The following is a 16,024-nucleotide window of genomic DNA, read 5'->3' on the forward strand; positions in this document are numbered from 1 at the left end:
CAATGAAGAAAAAGGTCCGCTTTTTTCGATCAGTCAATTTTAAAATCGCCATTACATTTATTTTGATTTTATTGATTTCGATTGAAATTATTGGTGCGTATTTTATACGTGGTTTGGAGCGCTCCACGATCAACACTTTTATCAAAGATATGAATCAGACAGTTGTCTCATTAGCTTCAACAATTAGTCCTGAACTTAGTCGAAAAGATACGGCAGATCCAGATGAGGTCAATGCGAATATCAAACGTTTTATCGAAAATAGTGCTTCAAGCGATATTATCGAAATTCGTGTGGTTGACGAAAAAGGGATCATTCGGGGGACAACGGATGTAAGTGAACAAAGTTCTATCGGTAAGAAAAATGATTATGTAGCCGTTGATGATTTTACTACTAAACGTTATGTCGCACTTGATTCAGATGACAAGCGGGTAAATATTAATGTTCAGCCTATTCTGTCCCCGACCGGCGATGCCGTCATCGGGGCTCTTTACGTCAAAAGTGATATTGAACAAAAGTACTCAGAAATTAGTAACACAGCGATTATCTTTTTCACGGCTTCTCTGATTGCGGCATTCATTTCCATGATTGTGTCGGTCTTAGTTGCACGTTCGATTACACAACCAATTGGCGAAATGCGCGAACAAGCTATCCGCATTGCGCGGGGTGACTATAGTCGAAAAGTAAAAGTCCATGGACAAGATGAATTGGGGCAATTGGCAGATACTTTTAACCAGTTGGCTGAACGAATCGAAGAAGCACAAGATACGATGGAAGCTGAACGAAATCGGTTGGATAGTGTCCTTTCGCATATGACGGATGGGGTCATTGCAACCGATCGTCGAGGAAAAGTCATTACGATTAACGATATGGCTTTATCCTTGTTAGATATTAAAAATGAAGAGGCAATTGGTCAGTCTATTTTGACCTTGCTTGACATCGAAGAAGAATATACGTTGCGTAAATTATTAGAGAATCCAGATGAAATGGTTCTCGATCGTTCAACAGGCTCCACTGAAAGTGACCAAATGATTTTACGCGTTGATTTCTCCATGATTCGTCGTGAATCAGGCTTTATTAGTGGTTTGGTTGCTGTCTTACATGATGTAACCGAGCAAGAAAAGACAGAACGTGAACGTCGTGAGTTTGTTTCCAATGTTTCCCATGAACTACGCACACCGTTAACAAGTATGCGTAGCTATATTGAAGCGTTGAGCGAAGGCGCGTGGCAAGACGAAGAAATTGCACCGAACTTTTTGAAGGTCACTTTAGATGAAACAGACCGAATGATTCGGATGATCAATGACTTATTGAATCTTTCTCGAATGGACACGGGACACACACAGCTGCAATTAGAATACGTCAATTTTAATGAGCTAATCAATTTTGTACTTGATCGTTTCGATATGATGGTTGGTAATCAAGAAAAAAAATATGCGATTCGCCGTGAATTTACCCAACGAGATCTCTGGGTTGAAATAGATACTGACAAAATCATACAAGTAATCGACAATATCATGAATAACGCTATTAAATATTCTCCTGATGGAGGAACGATTACTTGCCGTCTGTTAGAAACACATAATAACGTTATTCTAAGCATAACTGACCAGGGGCTAGGTATCCCTAAAAAAGATTTGACTCGAGTATTCGAGCGTTTTTATCGTGTAGACAAAGCTCGGGCACGTGCTCAAGGCGGAACAGGTCTTGGCTTAGCGATTTCGCGTGAAGTAGTTAAGGCACACCGAGGCGCCATTTGGGCAGAAAGTAAAGAAGGTCAAGGTTCGACTTTCTATATTTCATTACCATATGAACCATATGAGGAGGACTGGTGGGAATGAAAATTTCAGGGAAAATCATCCGGATTGGACTAGTTTTGATGGTTGCACTGAGTTTATATTTCTCCTATGTCATCTGGCTAAGTCCTGCTGGAAAAGAAACAGTGAATGTTGACGAAACGAGTTCACAAGTGATGACTGAATCACAATCAAATCGAAAATCTTCAGAAATTTTTTTACCACTACACGTGACGTGGGTCCAAGGAGAAAATATCCAAGAAACAAATAGTGAAAACTTAGTTTCGCGCCTGCAAACAGTAATCGGTAAAGCTCGTTTTGGTAAGCTTTCAGAAGTGGTTACAGGAGATAAAACTGAATTTGATCAGAAAAAGGAACTTTCGGAAGGCTTTGAGTTAACTTATCTAGCACCATTTTTGTTACAAGAATATATCCAAGCATTTGGGTTGAACTTAGATGTAAGTAATCTATCTGATGATACGGAGATGATTTCTTTTACTTGTATTCAGTTTGATGAAAAAAATAAAAAAATTCGTTTCTTGGATTTTGTTCATCAAACGATTTATGAAGCTAACCTTTCTTTAGACTGGGAAGACATCAAAAAAGAGTTATCTTTTGATGAAAATAAATGGACTAAAATGTCTAAAAAAACATCTGTGATTGCTCATCAATATGATACAGAATCACCAATTAAGTTAAAAAAATACAGTTATATTTTATCGCAACAACCGTACACACTTTTTCGAAATGCTTTCTTTCAATCCCCAGATGAAGTGAAAAATAATGATGAAAGCAGCGAACTGATTTTTTATGGTGGCAATGAAACGATGACGATTCATTCTGCCAGTCAAGTTGTAGATTTTCGTGGAGAGTTATCTGATACAAATAATAACGGAAATATTTACTCGAAAAGTTTTCCATACATTAGTAAAATTGGCAGCAACTTAGGAAATCTTCATTATTTTGATCGTACGGATAATCAAATTGACTATCGGATTTTTGTTGAAGGATTCCCAGTGTTTGGCACGGATAGTAAAGGCAAAGTTGGTATAACGATTAATGGTGAAGCTACTGAAAAAACGCAAGTTAACATTCAGACCAGCTTAAATGCAATCCAAGTACCTATTCCTTCAGACGAGTCAGTGGAATTGGCTAGTACGGCAGACGTTATTCAACAATTAGTTACCCATGGTGCGGAAAAGGAAGAACTTGAATCAGTCATTATTGGTTACACGTGGCAAAATATCAAAGAAACGAACCGGGTCGTAGACTTGTTACCAGAATGGTATGTGAAATATCAAGGGAATTGGTACTCCGCCAGTGAGTTGTCTAACAAACTAGCTGAAATGGGGGCGAACTAAGTGGACTTTAAAAAAATTGAATGGATTTTTTTCCTAGCTTTCTTAGGCCTCAATGTTTTTTTATTCAGCAGTTATCACGAGGCAATGAATCAAGAAAACAATGTGATACGTTCTGACCAAACAGAATCGCTGCAAAATCGTCTAGCTAGTGATGATATTTCTTATTCAGGAAATATTTCTTCTGAGAGTAAACAGGGCTACTATTTAAGTGCCGAACAAAGCGATCTTGGTACGGTCTTAGCACAACACCGAAAGAAGAATCCAACAGGGCTACTTCGTAGTGGAATCACTTTTGATGGGCTGTCGACTTTAACGAAGACGTTCACTGCTGAAGAATCTGAAAAGTACAAAATCGACAACAAACAGACCAAACATTCGATTACAGAATTTTTGAATAGTCAAAATAACGTACTTTATGGTGATGAATATGAATTTATGTCGAATTTCTCCACATTAGAAGGAAATTCACTAGAAATTGAAGCAAGCCAGTCCTATGAAGGAATCCCATTTCATGACGATACTGCTGAAATCAATTTTATAGTGGAAAAAGACGAGGGTGTTTATAAACTGACGAAATATACCCAGACGCACTTAACAAACATTGAACAACTACGTGAAAAAATGGATCTATATTCAGAAGAGGAAGCAATCCAAACGCTTTATGTGAATAATAAGATTCCTAGTTCTTCAAAAATTTTGTGGCGTCAACTTGCTTATTCTTGTATCGTGAAGGTTCGTGAAAAAAATGTATATGTTCCAATTTGGTATGTGGCTATTGAAACGAGTGATAAAAGTGTTCAAATTGAATCAGTCAACGCATTCAGTAATACGATTGTGACAAATAATGTGGTTCCAAAAGTGGAAGATAATTAAAAAAGTAGGTATAATGAAAAAAGTTTACAGTGTGAAGAAGGGAAGTAATAAATAAATGGTCGAAGAAAAACCAGCTTTTAAAATCAGTATCCTTGCGAGTGGGAGTTCAGGAAACTCACTTTATTTAGAAAGTGAGAAGAAACGACTATTGGTGGATGCAGGTCTTAGCGGGAAAAAAATTACTTCCTTGATGGCTCAAATTGATCGTAAACCTGAAGATTTAGATGGCATTCTAGTAACGCATGAACATCGAGATCACATTCATGGTGTAGGTGTGCTGGCGCGGAAATATCATTTAGATGTGTATGCCAATGAAAAAACGTGGGAAGCAATGTCGCCATTGATTGGCAATGTCCCCGTCGAGCAAAAACATTTATTTGAAATGGGAAAAGTCCAAACTTTTGGGGATGTAGATATTGAAAGTTTTGGTGTTTCGCATGATGCGGCTGCGCCACAGTTTTATCGTATCTACAAAGAAAATCATTCATTTGTGATGCTAACGGACACTGGTTACTGTAGTGATTATATGCGTGGAATTATTGAAAATGCGGACGGCTATCTAATGGAAAGTAATCACGATTTAGAAATGTTGCGAATGGGTTCTTATCCTTGGAATTTAAAACAACGAATTTTGGGAGATCGTGGTCATTTATCAAATGAAGATGGTGCATTAGTGATGACTGATGTAATTGGTAATCGAACAAAACGTATCTATTTAGGTCATTTGAGTAAAGAAAACAACTTGAAAGAGTTGGCGCATTTGACGATGGAAAATACGTTAAAAGAAAAGGATTTTGGTGTGGGTTCTGATTTTGATGTGTACGATACGGATCCTGATCAGGCGACGGAATTGTTTTCGATTTAAAAAGGTTGTGGCACAAAACGTTCAGCTCCGACTAGATAGCGAACAGTCATTCAAAATAGCTTTCCATATTTTGATATGGATGCAAGCTATATCGAGGAGCTGTTTTGGGAACACCGTAAATAAAGGTTGTGGCTCCAAGCGGTTAACTCCGAAAAAATAATGAGCAACTGACAAAAATAGTTTTTCATATTTTTATGGGAAGAGGTCTTATTGCTGAAGAAGTTGCTTTGGGAACACCGAAGGTAAAGATTGTGGCGTAAAACGTTAAGTAACAAGATGCTTTCTAGCAATCTGCTTTCTATTAAGAACATAAAGTATTCATTCCAAATAAAAAAGGTGCAATCGGTTATTTTTAGCTAACCGGTTGCACCTTTTTTATTTTAACTGCTTTATTGGCTCACGACACTAACATGCTCATTCTCATGTTTATCTGCCAGTACTTCGTCAATCAAAGCAATGGCATAGTCTGCCATGCTGACAACGCTTTCTCCCTGTGCATTCTTATGAAGAAAGTCATCATCTAGTTGATATTTTCCTGTTCGTTCGCCTGTTGGATTGAAGAACGCAGCTGGACTGATATAGGTCCAACGAAGTCCTTTTGTGTCTTTTAAATGAACAAGTGCTTGCGACATATGGAAAGCTGTTGGATAAAAAGGTGCGTCTTCTGGTACTTGGTCAATCATACGAGTTGTTTTTTCTGGATCAATAAATAGAGAAGAAGCACCACCAACGACAAGTAAACGAGTCGAAGTATTCGCTAAAATTTTTGCTAAGTGTGCAAGGGATGTTTGATGCATTTCTTCCTTACCTACAGGTGCATTGAACGCATCAACAACAACGTCAAAAGGAGCAAGGTCTTCAGTCGTCAAATCGTATAAATCCTTTTCAATAAATGGAACAGTTACTGTTAATTTTTTGGCATTTCTGACAATGGCTGTAACGTCAAGATGACGAGCAAGAGCCTCCTTCAAAATCAATGAACCTGCGTGACCAGTTGCGCCAATAATTGCTATTTTCATCAAAAAACCTCCTATCATTTCCTTTATTGTATGAAGTTATGTCACTTGGGTCAAAGAATTGGTTTTTTATAGAAGATTTCAACACCAGACTTTCTTTTATAATTATTGCTCTGTTATAATTAAAAGATACTGAAAGGAGGGGGAGCCGTGTTTGAAGCAGAAAAAATCAAGCAACTGAATGAGCTGGAGATGATTGTTTATAATTACTTGATTGCTCATTTAGAAGAAGTGTCAAAAATGACGATTCGTCAATTGTCAGATGCATGCCATGTGTCAACTTCGACGATTTTACGTTGCTGTAACAAATTGGGCTTACAAGGCTTTTCTGAGCTGAAATTTGCAATAAAAAATTATCAAACACAAGCAAAACAACAGATGTTTGAACAATTTTATGATGCAACGGTTCAGGTAGATTCTTTTTTGAAAAAGGTCAATAATGAAAGTTATCGAATCGTTTTGGAGCAAGCAGTCCAAATGATTTTAGAAGCCCGTCATGTTGCTTTTTCTGGAATTGGTACAAGTGGTGTCCTTGGATTATATGGTAGTCGTTATTTTATCAATTTAGGGTTGAATGCCTATAGCATCACTGATCCGTTTGCTCCAGTCCCTTCTCGCGGATTAGAAAGTACACTAGCAATCATTTTGTCTGTATCAGGTGAAACGGTTGAAATGATTGAAAAAACAGAGGATTTTAAACGCTACGGTGCAAAAGTTCTTAGTATTACAAATGATGAAACCTCGACGATTGCTCGTTTGGCAGACTATAATTTGTCTTATTATATGCCAGAAACAAGAGGAAAAGAGGAATCGCTAAACCTGACAACACAAGTTCCGGTGGTGACTTTATTAGAAATGTTAGCGCAAAAAGCGAGTCAAGAAATAGAAAGAGCGCATTAGCCTGTTTTTTTTGTTGGAACATGTTCCTGCAGAAGGCTAAGCTCTTTTTTTTTTGTACAGGTTAGTTATAGTTATATATGTAAACGGATACAAAAAAGAAAGGAGTATAGAATAGGATTTATTGGATGAAATGCACTTATTTTTTATTGGATGATTTTTTTAATTTAACTGGATAAGGAGAGAAGTATTATGAATGAATGGATTAATGAGAAAGTTTTACCTCCGGTTTTAAAATTTGTTAATACGAAACCTATTACTGCGTTACGTAATGGGATGTTATACACAATGCCGTTCACAATTGTTGGCTCGGTTTTCTTACTACTTGCTAACTTCCCCGTCACAGCAGTTTCAGAGTGGGTCAACAATTCTGGACTCGCAGTTTATTTTAACCAAGCGTATGGTGCTTCATTTGCTATTATGGCAATTTTTGCAGTAGTTGGGATTGCTTATTCTTACGTCAAAGATGAAGGCTTTGAAGGGCTACCAGCAGGGATGATTGCATTGGTTATCTTTTTACTAACGATGCGTTCAGATGTGACGGATGCAGAATCTGGTGTTGTAATTGGTAACGTAATTGATAAAGGTTGGACTGGTGGTCAAGGGATGATCAGTGCAATCTTGGTTGGTCTATTTGTTGGTTGGGGCTACACTTGGTTCCTAAAAAGAGATATTCGAATCAAATTGCCAGAGCAAGTGCCGGATAACGTAGCAAACTCATTTACAGCGTTGATTCCAGCAGCTGTTTTGATTACCTTTGCAATGCTTGTATATATTTTCTTTGATGCAGTCTTCAGCACAACAATGATTCAATGGATTTATGAAGTAATCCAAAGCCCAATGCAAGGTGTAACAGATTCACTTGGTGGTGCGTTGATGCTTGGTTTCTTAGTTCCATTCTTATGGTTCTTTGGAGTACATGGTTCAACAATTGTTGGTGGGATCATGGGACCAATCCTACAAGCAAACTCATTAGCAAACACAGAGATTCTTGAATCTGGTAAAGCATTGACCGTTGCAAATGGTGGACATATTGTTACGCAACAATTCTTAGACCAATTCATGACAGTAACAGGTGCTGGGATGACGATTGGTGTCGTGATGTTCATGGTTTTCTTTGCAAAATCAGCACAGTTCAAACAGCTTGGACGTTTATCTTTAGCTCCAGCTATCTTTAACATTAACGAACCAATTATTTTTGCAACACCAATCGTAATGAACCCGATTATGGCGATTCCATTTATTGCGACACCAGTTGTTTCTGGTGTGATTACTTACTTCGCTTTGTATACAGGATTAGTTCCATTGTTTACAGCTGTACAAGTACCATGGACAACACCACCAATTATTTCAGGATTTTTAGTAGGTGGCTGGCAAGCGGCGTTGTTACAAACATTTGTTTTAGCAATTGGTTTCTTTATCTATTTACCATTCGTGAAGAAAATTGATGCAATGAACTATGCACAAGAAAACCATCTTTCTTTTGCAGAAGCAGATCAATTAGAAGAATCACAAGTTTTATAAACGATTTTACAAATTAACGAGAAATGAGTCGATCGTATGAGCGTGTTGAGAAAAGGATTTTTATGGGGCGGTGCAGTAGCAGCCCATCAATTAGAAGGTGGTTGGCAAGAAGGTGGCAAAGGTGTTAGTGTTGCTGATGTTATGACTGCTGGAAAAAACGGTGTGGCAAGAAAGATCACAGATGGTGTGATTGAAGGCAACTATTATCCTAATCATGAGGCAATTGATTTTTATCATCATTATAAGGAAGATGTTCGTTTATTTGCTGAATTAGGTTTGAATTGTTTTCGGACATCAATTGCCTGGAGCAGAATTTTTCCAAAAGGTGATGAATTAGAACCAAATGAAGCAGGGTTACAATTTTATGATGACCTATTTGATGAATGTCTAAAATATGGGATCGAACCGGTTATCACGCTTTCCCATTTTGAAATGCCTTATCATTTAGTAAAAGAATATGGTGGTTGGCGAAATCGAAAAATGATTGAATTTTTTACTCGGTTTGCGGAAACTTGTTTCACTCGTTACCAAGAGAAAGTGAAATACTGGATGACCTTTAATGAAATCAATAACCAAGCGAATTTTCACGAAGATTTTGCACCATTTACTAATTCGGGCATTCGTTATGAAGAAGGCGAAGATCGCGAAGCAATCATGTACCAGGCTGCACACTATGAATTAGTGGCAAGTGCGCAAGCGGTAGAAATCGGTCATCGGATTAATCCAGATTTTGAAATTGGTTGTATGATTGCCATGGTGCCAATCTATAGTTACTCATGTAGTCCTAATGATATGATGGCAGCAACAGTTGCGATGCAAAGACGTTATTGGTTTACTGACGTGCATTGTAAAGGTCGCTATCCAAGTTATATGGATGCGTACTTTAAACGAAAAGGATTTGAATTAGATCGAACAGCAGAAGATGCCCGTATTTTAAAGGTAGGGTGTGTCGACTATATCGGCTTTAGTTACTATATGTCGTTTGCAATCAAAGATCATGATAAAGCACCAACTTTTGACTATGATGAAGCAGCAGACTTAGTAGAAAATCCTTATGTGAAAGCATCTGACTGGGGATGGCAAATCGATCCTATGGGTTTGCGTTACGCAATGAACTGGTTCAATGAACGTTACGAAAAACCATTATTTATTGTGGAAAATGGGTTTGGTGCAATTGATGAGATTGGGGAAAGCGGACAAGTCGAAGATGATTATCGCATTGAGTATTTGCGAGAGCACATTGCTTCAATGAAAGATGCTGTTGAATATGATGGTATTGATTTAATGGGCTACACGCCATGGGGATTCATTGATTTGGTTTCTGCCGGGACAGGAGAAATGAAAAAACGTTACGGCTTTATCTATGTTGATAAGGACAACGAAGGAAATGGAACATTGGCAAGAAGCAAGAAAAAATCGTTTGATTGGTATAAGGAAGTTATTGCCACAAACGGTGAAACATTAAGCTAAAAAAACTGCGACAAAATCGTTTAAGATTTTGTCGCAGTTTTTAATTGAAAGCAAAAATTATTTTTGGATTAACAACTGTACAACGATGACCAATGTATTCATACCTACATGTGTAATCATTGAAGTCCAAATTCGACCAGTTGATTTATACAATAAACTAAAGAAGAAACCTAAGAAAAAGTAAACCAATAGATGACCATCTGCATGTGCAACAGCAAAAAGTAGAGAACTGATTACAGCACCTACCCAAAAATTCGAGTAGTGACTAACGAGTCCTAGAATACTACGACGAAAAACAAGTTCCTCCATGATTGGGCCACCAATAGTCGTTGCTAGAATAAATGCGGGTGCTTTTAAAATCATTTGGATGATGTTTTGCGTATTTTCAGATGGAGCGCTTTGACCAAATAAGAAAGTTTCGATTCCGACAGCCGCACCTTGTAAAAAGATTGCTATCAAAATACCACCTAATCCAAGTAAAATGATTTCAGGAACACTTGCTTTAGGGACATCTGCCTCTATTGTTAAAGGTTCCTTTTGTTTGAAGTACAAAAACAGCAGCAAAACTGCTCCTAGTAAATAAGTAATAGTCATGGCCGAAATCAAACCAGTCGAAGAGGTAACAATACCTGTGATTCTTAAAAGGGCAGGTGAAACAAAGACTAAACCGTAGCAAAAAATGCTTAGTAGACTATATTTTTTTAATGACATGAAATTCCTCCTTACAGGCTCTTATAAAAGATGACTTACCTGTGTTAGTAGACAAGATTTATTGGTAATTATACCATACGAAAGTTGTTCGCCAATGAAAATAAAAAATCAGATTTCTTTGATTTAAAAAGCTTGCAAAAAAGGAGCAGAATGAGTATTATTAAAAATGTAGGTTAGCACTCGAAAGGTAAGAGTGCTAACGGAACTAAAAATCGTGTTATCGGAGGGATTTATCGTGTTAAAACCATTAGGTGACCGCGTCATCATCGAAGTCGCAAAAGAAGAAGAAAAAACTGTTGGAGGAATCGTCTTAGCTTCCTCTGCCAAAGAAAAACCACAAACTGGTAGAATCGTTGCGGTTGGTGAAGGCCGTTTATTAGAAAACGGTGAAAAAGTTCCTGCCGCTGTTAAAGAAGGCGATCAAGTAATGTTTGAAAAGTATGCTGGAACAGAAGTGAAATTTGAAGGTAAAGAATATTTGATCGTTTCAGGTAAAGATATCATGGCGATCGTTGAGTAAAACAAGATAAACAAAATTTATTATTGAGGTGAAACCAATCATGGCAAAAGAATTAAAATTCGCAGAAGACGCACGCGCAGCAATGCTTCGTGGCGTAGATAAATTAGCTGATACAGTAAAAGTTACCTTAGGTCCAAAAGGCCGTAATGTTGTTTTAGAAAAATCTTATGGATCTCCATTGATTACTAATGACGGGGTAACAATTGCAAAAGAAATCGAATTAGAAGATCATTTTGAAAATATGGGTGCAAAATTAGTTTCTGAAGTTGCTTCAAAAACGAATGATATTGCTGGTGATGGTACAACTACTGCTACTGTTTTAACACAAGCAATCGTTCGTGAAGGCTTGAAAAACGTAACAGCCGGCGCTAATCCTTTAGGCATTCGTCGCGGAATTGAATTAGCTACAAAAGCGGCAGTAGAAGAATTACACAATATTTCAACAGTTGTTGATTCAAAAGAAGCAATTGCACAAGTTGCGGCTGTTTCTTCTGGTTCAGAACAAGTAGGTCATTTGATTGCGGATGCAATGGAAAAAGTCGGCAATGACGGTGTCATCACAATTGAAGAATCAAAAGGGATCGAAACAGAACTAGATGTTGTTGAAGGAATGCAGTTTGACCGTGGATATTTATCACAATACATGGTTACTGATAATGACAAAATGGAAGCTGTTTTAGATAATCCATATATCTTGATTACAGACAAAAAAATCTCAAATATTCAAGATATCTTGCCTCTATTAGAACAAATTTTACAACAATCTCGTCCATTATTAATCATTGCAGATGATGTAGATGGCGAAGCATTACCAACATTAGTATTGAATAAAATTCGTGGAACATTTAACGTAGTTGCTGTCAAAGCACCAGGATTTGGTGACCGTCGTAAAGCGATGCTTGAAGATATCGCTATTTTGACAGGTGGTACAGTAATCACTGATGATCTAGGTCTAGAATTAAAAGACGCAACTGTCGATAACTTAGGAAATGCTTCAAAAGTTGTTGTTGATAAAGACAATACAACAATCGTTGAAGGTTCTGGCGATAAAACAGCAATTGACGCACGCGTTCAATTGATCAAAAATCAAATTGCTGAAACAACTTCTGATTTTGATCGTGAAAAATTACAAGAGCGTCTAGCTAAATTAGCTGGCGGTGTTGCAGTAGTCAAAGTTGGTGCGGCGACTGAAACAGAATTAAAAGAATTGAAATTACGTATTGAAGATGCATTGAATGCTACTCGTGCTGCCGTAGAAGAAGGCATGGTTTCTGGTGGTGGTACTGCATTGGTAAATGTTATTGGAAAAGTTTCTGCAGTAGAAGCCCAAGGTGACGTAGCAACAGGAATTAAGATTGTTGTTCGTGCATTAGAAGAACCAATTCGTCAAATCGCGGAAAATGCTGGCTATGAAGGTTCAGTAATCGTTGATAAACTGAAAAATGTTGAACTTGGTACTGGGTTCAATGCTGCAACAGGCGAATGGGTAAACATGGTGGAAGCCGGAATCGTTGATCCAACAAAAGTAACTCGTTCTGCATTGCAAAATGCTGCTTCCGTTTCAGCATTGTTATTAACAACAGAAGCAGTTGTTGCAGATAAACCAGAACCAGCTGCACCTGCTGCTCCAGCAATGGATCCATCAATGATGGGCGGCATGATGTAATCACTACTTTCAATTCATAAAAATTGAAAGTATAACAAAAAAGAGGCACATCCTGTTCAAAAAGGGTGTGCCTTTTTTGTGTGCCTACTTTCTTTCGAGAAACAACATCTTAAAAAGAAATACGATTAAATTAGATTTAAAAAATTATCTGAGGAATAATTTTTATCTTCGTTCATATGGCTGCACAGCTTGCTGTTTGTTCTTACTAGAAAAAACTACAAGAAGTAGAAAAAATTTCTGTTGCTTTAGCTTAGTTATTAACTCTAAATAAACAAAAATCGTTTAGTACGTCTTCTTCATGGCCAAAAATAGTCGTCTGTGTCGTTTAGTAGGCACATATAAAAATATATGCTATATTTGTAATATCATTATAATGTATGCGCATACATTATAGGTGATGCAACTAAAACTTAGGAGGATGAAGATGGACGGATTGATGAAGTGGATGGAAAAATATATTTTACCTGTGGCAACAAAAATAGGGTCAGAAAAGCATTTAGTCGCCTTGCGAGATGCCTTTATTGGTACGATGCCAGCAACAATGGCTGGTGCAATCGCAGTTTTGCTTAATGCTTTCATGCGCGATTTTCCTAATACCTATTTAGGAGAGGGCAATGCAATTACAACCTTTTTTACACCTGTTATTGGTGTAAATGGATTGATTTGGAATGGAACATTGGCGATTATGGCAGTTGTATTTGCACTTTCTTTAGGCGCAAATTTGGCAAAAGCGTATGAAGTTGATCCTGTGTCAGGAAGTATTGTTTCATTAGTCGCTTTTATCATCGGATTACCGGATGCCGCTACTGCAGTTTTGACATTACCAGAGAAGTTATCAGAAGAAGCTTCGACAATGATCACTACAGCAGGTGGAGTTCTTTCTGATGCTGCAGAAGGTGGCCAAACGCTCTCGATGGGCGCATGGGGTTATTTTAACTTTGGTAAGTATATGGGTGGATCGGGTCTTTTTACTGCAATGATCTTTGGATTTATTTCAGTCATTATTTTTGCTCTTTTAATTCGAAAAAACATTATTATCCGTATGCCGGACTCTGTACCACCGGCTGTTTCTAAGGCTTTTGCTGCAATCATCCCTGCAGTGGTTTCCTTGTATGTTGTTGGAATTATTAACTATTTATTCAAACAAACGGCTGGTGTTCCTTTAATCGACTGGATTTCTGAAGCAATCCAAAAGCCTTTAATGCATCTTTCACAGGGCTACGGCGCAGTATTTATCATTGTGCTACTTGTTCATGTTCTCTGGTTCTTTGGGCTTCATGGAACGAACATCATGTCACCAGTACTACAAACACTTTATGGAACTGCTATGGTTGAAAATACGAATGCTTTTCAAAATAATGAGCCAATTCCGTTTAAGTGGGTAGCCGGCTCTTTTGAAGCTTTTGTCTGGCCTGGTGGTGCAGGTGTGACTTTAGTATTAATTGTAATGATTCTTTTCTTATCAAAACGTGCGGATTATAAAACAGTTGGGAAACTAGGTATTGCTCCGGGTTTATTCAATATTAATGAACCAGTGATGTTTGGTTTGCCGGTTGTACTAAATCCGTTATTAATGATTCCGTTTATTTTAGCGCCTTTAGCTACTGCCACTATTGCATACTTCGCAACGATGGCGGGATTTGTAAGACCTGTAGTTGTCAATGTAATCTGGGTCATGCCAACGATTATTAGTGGTTTCTTAGCGACTGCTGGAGATTGGCGTGCCATTGTGTTGACGATTGTGAATTTGCTTGTAGCAGCATTGATTTGGGCACCATTTATTCTTGCGGCAAATAAGTTAGACCCTAATTTGGGAGAAACAAACGAAACAAACTGATTGCACTGAAAAAGTTGTTAATAAGTATAAAAATAATCCAAGCAAACAGTATTTCCAACTTGTTTGCTTGGATTTTATTTAACCAAAACTTTCCGCTTGCTCTGGGACGCGTTTCATAAACTATACTCGAGCTATCAAGAAGGAGGGCTTACCTATGCATACTTATGTGAAAGTTTTGGGAACATCAAGCACTTGTTTTTACGCGTTGGTAGATTGTAATGAAAATAAACTAGTTTTAAAAAGTTTTCAAGGCCTGAACAAACCAATGAGAGAAGAAATCGATGTCAATCAGTTAACGAATTTAACAAAAGATACATTTTGGGGCGGACAGCGAATTAGTTTTTATTATCAAGAAAAGTTGTATCAGTTTTATGAATGTGGGCCGGCTGTGATAGACTATCTACAAGAAAAACTTTTCGTTTAAGGTAGGTGAATCATCATCGTGGCAACTATTCGAGATATCGCACGTTTAACAGGTTATTCCGTCTCGACTATTTCTCGAGTTATTAATGAACACCCTTATGTGGATGAAAGAAAACGAGCAGAAATTTTAGCAGTTATGAAGGAACTAGACTATATTCCTAATGCAAATGCACGAACATTAAGCTATGGAGAAACCAAAAATTTAGGAGTCATTTTGCCATACACCAATCATCCATACTTTGATCAGTTGATTAGTGGAATTACTGAAGCCGCTTTCGATTCCAATTATAAAGTCACCTTGTTACCGACAAATTATCAAGCAAGTCGTGAAAAAGAGTATCTCGAAGAGTTTGCAGCAAAAAGATTTGATGGCTTGATCGTAACCTCGCGTGCTCATTCGTTAGAAAAATTGAAAGCGTACCAAAAATATGGCCCTATTATTTTTTGCGAAGAAATCAAAGATGAAAAATCAAGCTGTGTCTTTATTGATCGGGAACAATCGATTACGGAAGCATTGAAATTTTTACAAAAAGTTGGTGTCAAAAAACTAGGTGTTACTTTAGGAAGGAGTAGTCGACTTAGTTTTAATTCTAAGATTACCTTGCAATTATGTCGGAAAGTCTATTCGAATTTTGAAGAAGAAATGGTTTTCTGGGATTGTATTGGTTTGGAAGATGGGATCAAGGCAGGTGCTTTTTTTAATGAGCATCCAGTAGATGGTATTTTTACGAATTCAGATATGGTTGCAGCTGGTATCCTTAAAACATTTCCGAAAGGTCGAGCACCTAAATTAGTTGGCAGAGACAATCTGTATGTGAGTGATCTCTTAAATTTTCCCACTATTGATCATCACTTGAAACAGTGTGGTGAAATGGCGTTTCACTTATTTTTGAAAAGACAACCGGAACAAATCAAGATTCCATATGAATTTATTCAAAGATAAAGAAAGTTTAAACAAACTAATAGCAAAAATAATTAGTGATTGTAAGAGGTTAGGCTAGAAATAATAAAAAAGACTGAAGTAGCTTTACGTGATTCCTCAAAAAGTTCAATTGTAAAATTGGGCTT

At 37.5% G+C, this 16,024-nt stretch carries 14 protein-coding genes; 12 read left to right on the plus strand and 2 right to left on the minus strand.

All coding sequences use genetic code 11. The annotated features are described in order from the left end of the window. The first annotated feature begins 2 nt into the window (after nucleotides 1-2). From walK to AB3I20_RS05365, 4 genes are read left to right on the plus strand one after another with little or no spacing between them, the layout of a single operon-like run. On the plus strand, nucleotides 3-1,838 hold the full coding sequence (walK, locus tag AB3I20_RS05350; RefSeq protein ID WP_086270682.1) for a cell wall metabolism sensor histidine kinase WalK: 1,836 nt from the start codon (nucleotides 3-5) through the stop codon (nucleotides 1,836-1,838). After that, on the plus strand, nucleotides 1,835-3,154 hold the full coding sequence (yycH, locus tag AB3I20_RS05355; RefSeq protein WP_067482898.1) for a YycH family regulatory protein: 1,320 nt from the start codon (nucleotides 1,835-1,837) through the stop codon (nucleotides 3,152-3,154). The genes walK and yycH overlap by 4 nt, the downstream gene beginning before the upstream one ends. Further along, a complete protein-coding gene (locus tag AB3I20_RS05360) occupies nucleotides 3,155-4,027 on the plus strand; it encodes a two-component system regulatory protein YycI (protein WP_271027079.1) in 873 nt (290 codons plus the stop codon). A 55-nt stretch (nucleotides 4,028-4,082) separates the two neighbouring features. Next, on the plus strand, nucleotides 4,083-4,892 hold the full coding sequence (locus AB3I20_RS05365; RefSeq protein ID WP_067482895.1) for an MBL fold metallo-hydrolase: 810 nt from the start codon (nucleotides 4,083-4,085) through the stop codon (nucleotides 4,890-4,892). A gap of 389 nt (nucleotides 4,893-5,281) precedes the next feature. On the opposite strand, the gene AB3I20_RS05370 is transcribed toward AB3I20_RS05365, so the two are convergent. Continuing rightward, nucleotides 5,282-5,911 carry an NAD(P)-dependent oxidoreductase gene (locus AB3I20_RS05370; protein WP_271015859.1) on the minus strand — a complete coding sequence of 210 codons (630 nt, stop codon included), beginning with the start codon at nucleotides 5,909-5,911 and terminating at the stop codon, nucleotides 5,282-5,284. 147 nt (nucleotides 5,912-6,058) lie between these two features. On the opposite strand from AB3I20_RS05370, the gene AB3I20_RS05375 reads away from it, so the two are divergent. The 3 genes from AB3I20_RS05375 to AB3I20_RS05385 all read left to right on the plus strand — a co-directional run bounded on the left by AB3I20_RS05375 (nucleotide 6,059) and on the right by AB3I20_RS05385 (nucleotide 9,799). Beyond that, nucleotides 6,059-6,808, plus strand: coding sequence for a MurR/RpiR family transcriptional regulator (locus tag AB3I20_RS05375; protein ID WP_086270683.1), 750 nt, complete (start codon nucleotides 6,059-6,061; stop codon nucleotides 6,806-6,808). 189 nt (nucleotides 6,809-6,997) lie between these two features. Then, nucleotides 6,998-8,329: a PTS sugar transporter subunit IIC gene (locus AB3I20_RS05380; RefSeq protein WP_270345752.1), complete on the plus strand. Its 1,332-nt coding sequence runs from the start codon at nucleotides 6,998-7,000 to the stop codon at nucleotides 8,327-8,329. A gap of 36 nt (nucleotides 8,330-8,365) precedes the next feature. Then, on the plus strand, nucleotides 8,366-9,799 hold the full coding sequence (locus AB3I20_RS05385; protein ID WP_067482885.1) for a 6-phospho-beta-glucosidase: 1,434 nt from the start codon (nucleotides 8,366-8,368) through the stop codon (nucleotides 9,797-9,799). A gap of 57 nt (nucleotides 9,800-9,856) precedes the next feature. Here the strand turns inward: AB3I20_RS05385 and AB3I20_RS05390 are convergent, their stop codons facing one another. After that, entirely contained in the window at nucleotides 9,857-10,510 is a 654-nt protein-coding gene (locus AB3I20_RS05390; protein ID WP_071869116.1) for a CPBP family intramembrane glutamic endopeptidase, read from the minus strand. Between the two features lie 235 nt (nucleotides 10,511-10,745). Here AB3I20_RS05390 and groES point away from each other — a divergent pair, with 235 nt between their 5' ends. From groES to AB3I20_RS05415, 5 genes are all read left to right on the plus strand, one after another. Next, nucleotides 10,746-11,030, plus strand: a complete 285-nt coding sequence (groES, locus tag AB3I20_RS05395) for a co-chaperone GroES (protein WP_071869115.1) — start codon at nucleotides 10,746-10,748, stop codon at nucleotides 11,028-11,030. Between the two features lie 40 nt (nucleotides 11,031-11,070). After that, nucleotides 11,071-12,696 carry a chaperonin GroEL gene (groL, locus tag AB3I20_RS05400; RefSeq protein ID WP_067482882.1) on the plus strand — a complete coding sequence of 542 codons (1,626 nt, stop codon included), beginning with the start codon at nucleotides 11,071-11,073 and terminating at the stop codon, nucleotides 12,694-12,696. A gap of 424 nt (nucleotides 12,697-13,120) precedes the next feature. Next, nucleotides 13,121-14,533, plus strand: a complete 1,413-nt coding sequence (locus tag AB3I20_RS05405) for a PTS sugar transporter subunit IIC (RefSeq protein ID WP_067482880.1) — start codon at nucleotides 13,121-13,123, stop codon at nucleotides 14,531-14,533. A 154-nt stretch (nucleotides 14,534-14,687) separates the two neighbouring features. Next, the gene (locus AB3I20_RS05410; RefSeq protein ID WP_067482878.1) at nucleotides 14,688-14,957 is read left to right on the plus strand and encodes a hypothetical protein; all 270 of its coding nucleotides are present in this window, start codon (nucleotides 14,688-14,690) and stop codon (nucleotides 14,955-14,957) included. Nucleotides 14,958-14,975: 18 nt separating this feature from the next. After that, nucleotides 14,976-15,899, plus strand: a complete 924-nt coding sequence (locus tag AB3I20_RS05415) for a LacI family DNA-binding transcriptional regulator (RefSeq protein WP_095803823.1) — start codon at nucleotides 14,976-14,978, stop codon at nucleotides 15,897-15,899. Nucleotides 15,900-16,024: the final 125 nt, after the last annotated feature.

Origin of the sequence: Enterococcus sp. C50 (assembly GCF_040887505.1) — a bacterium.
In the GTDB taxonomy this organism is placed as follows: domain Bacteria; phylum Bacillota; class Bacilli; order Lactobacillales; family Enterococcaceae; genus Enterococcus_B; species Enterococcus_B thailandicus.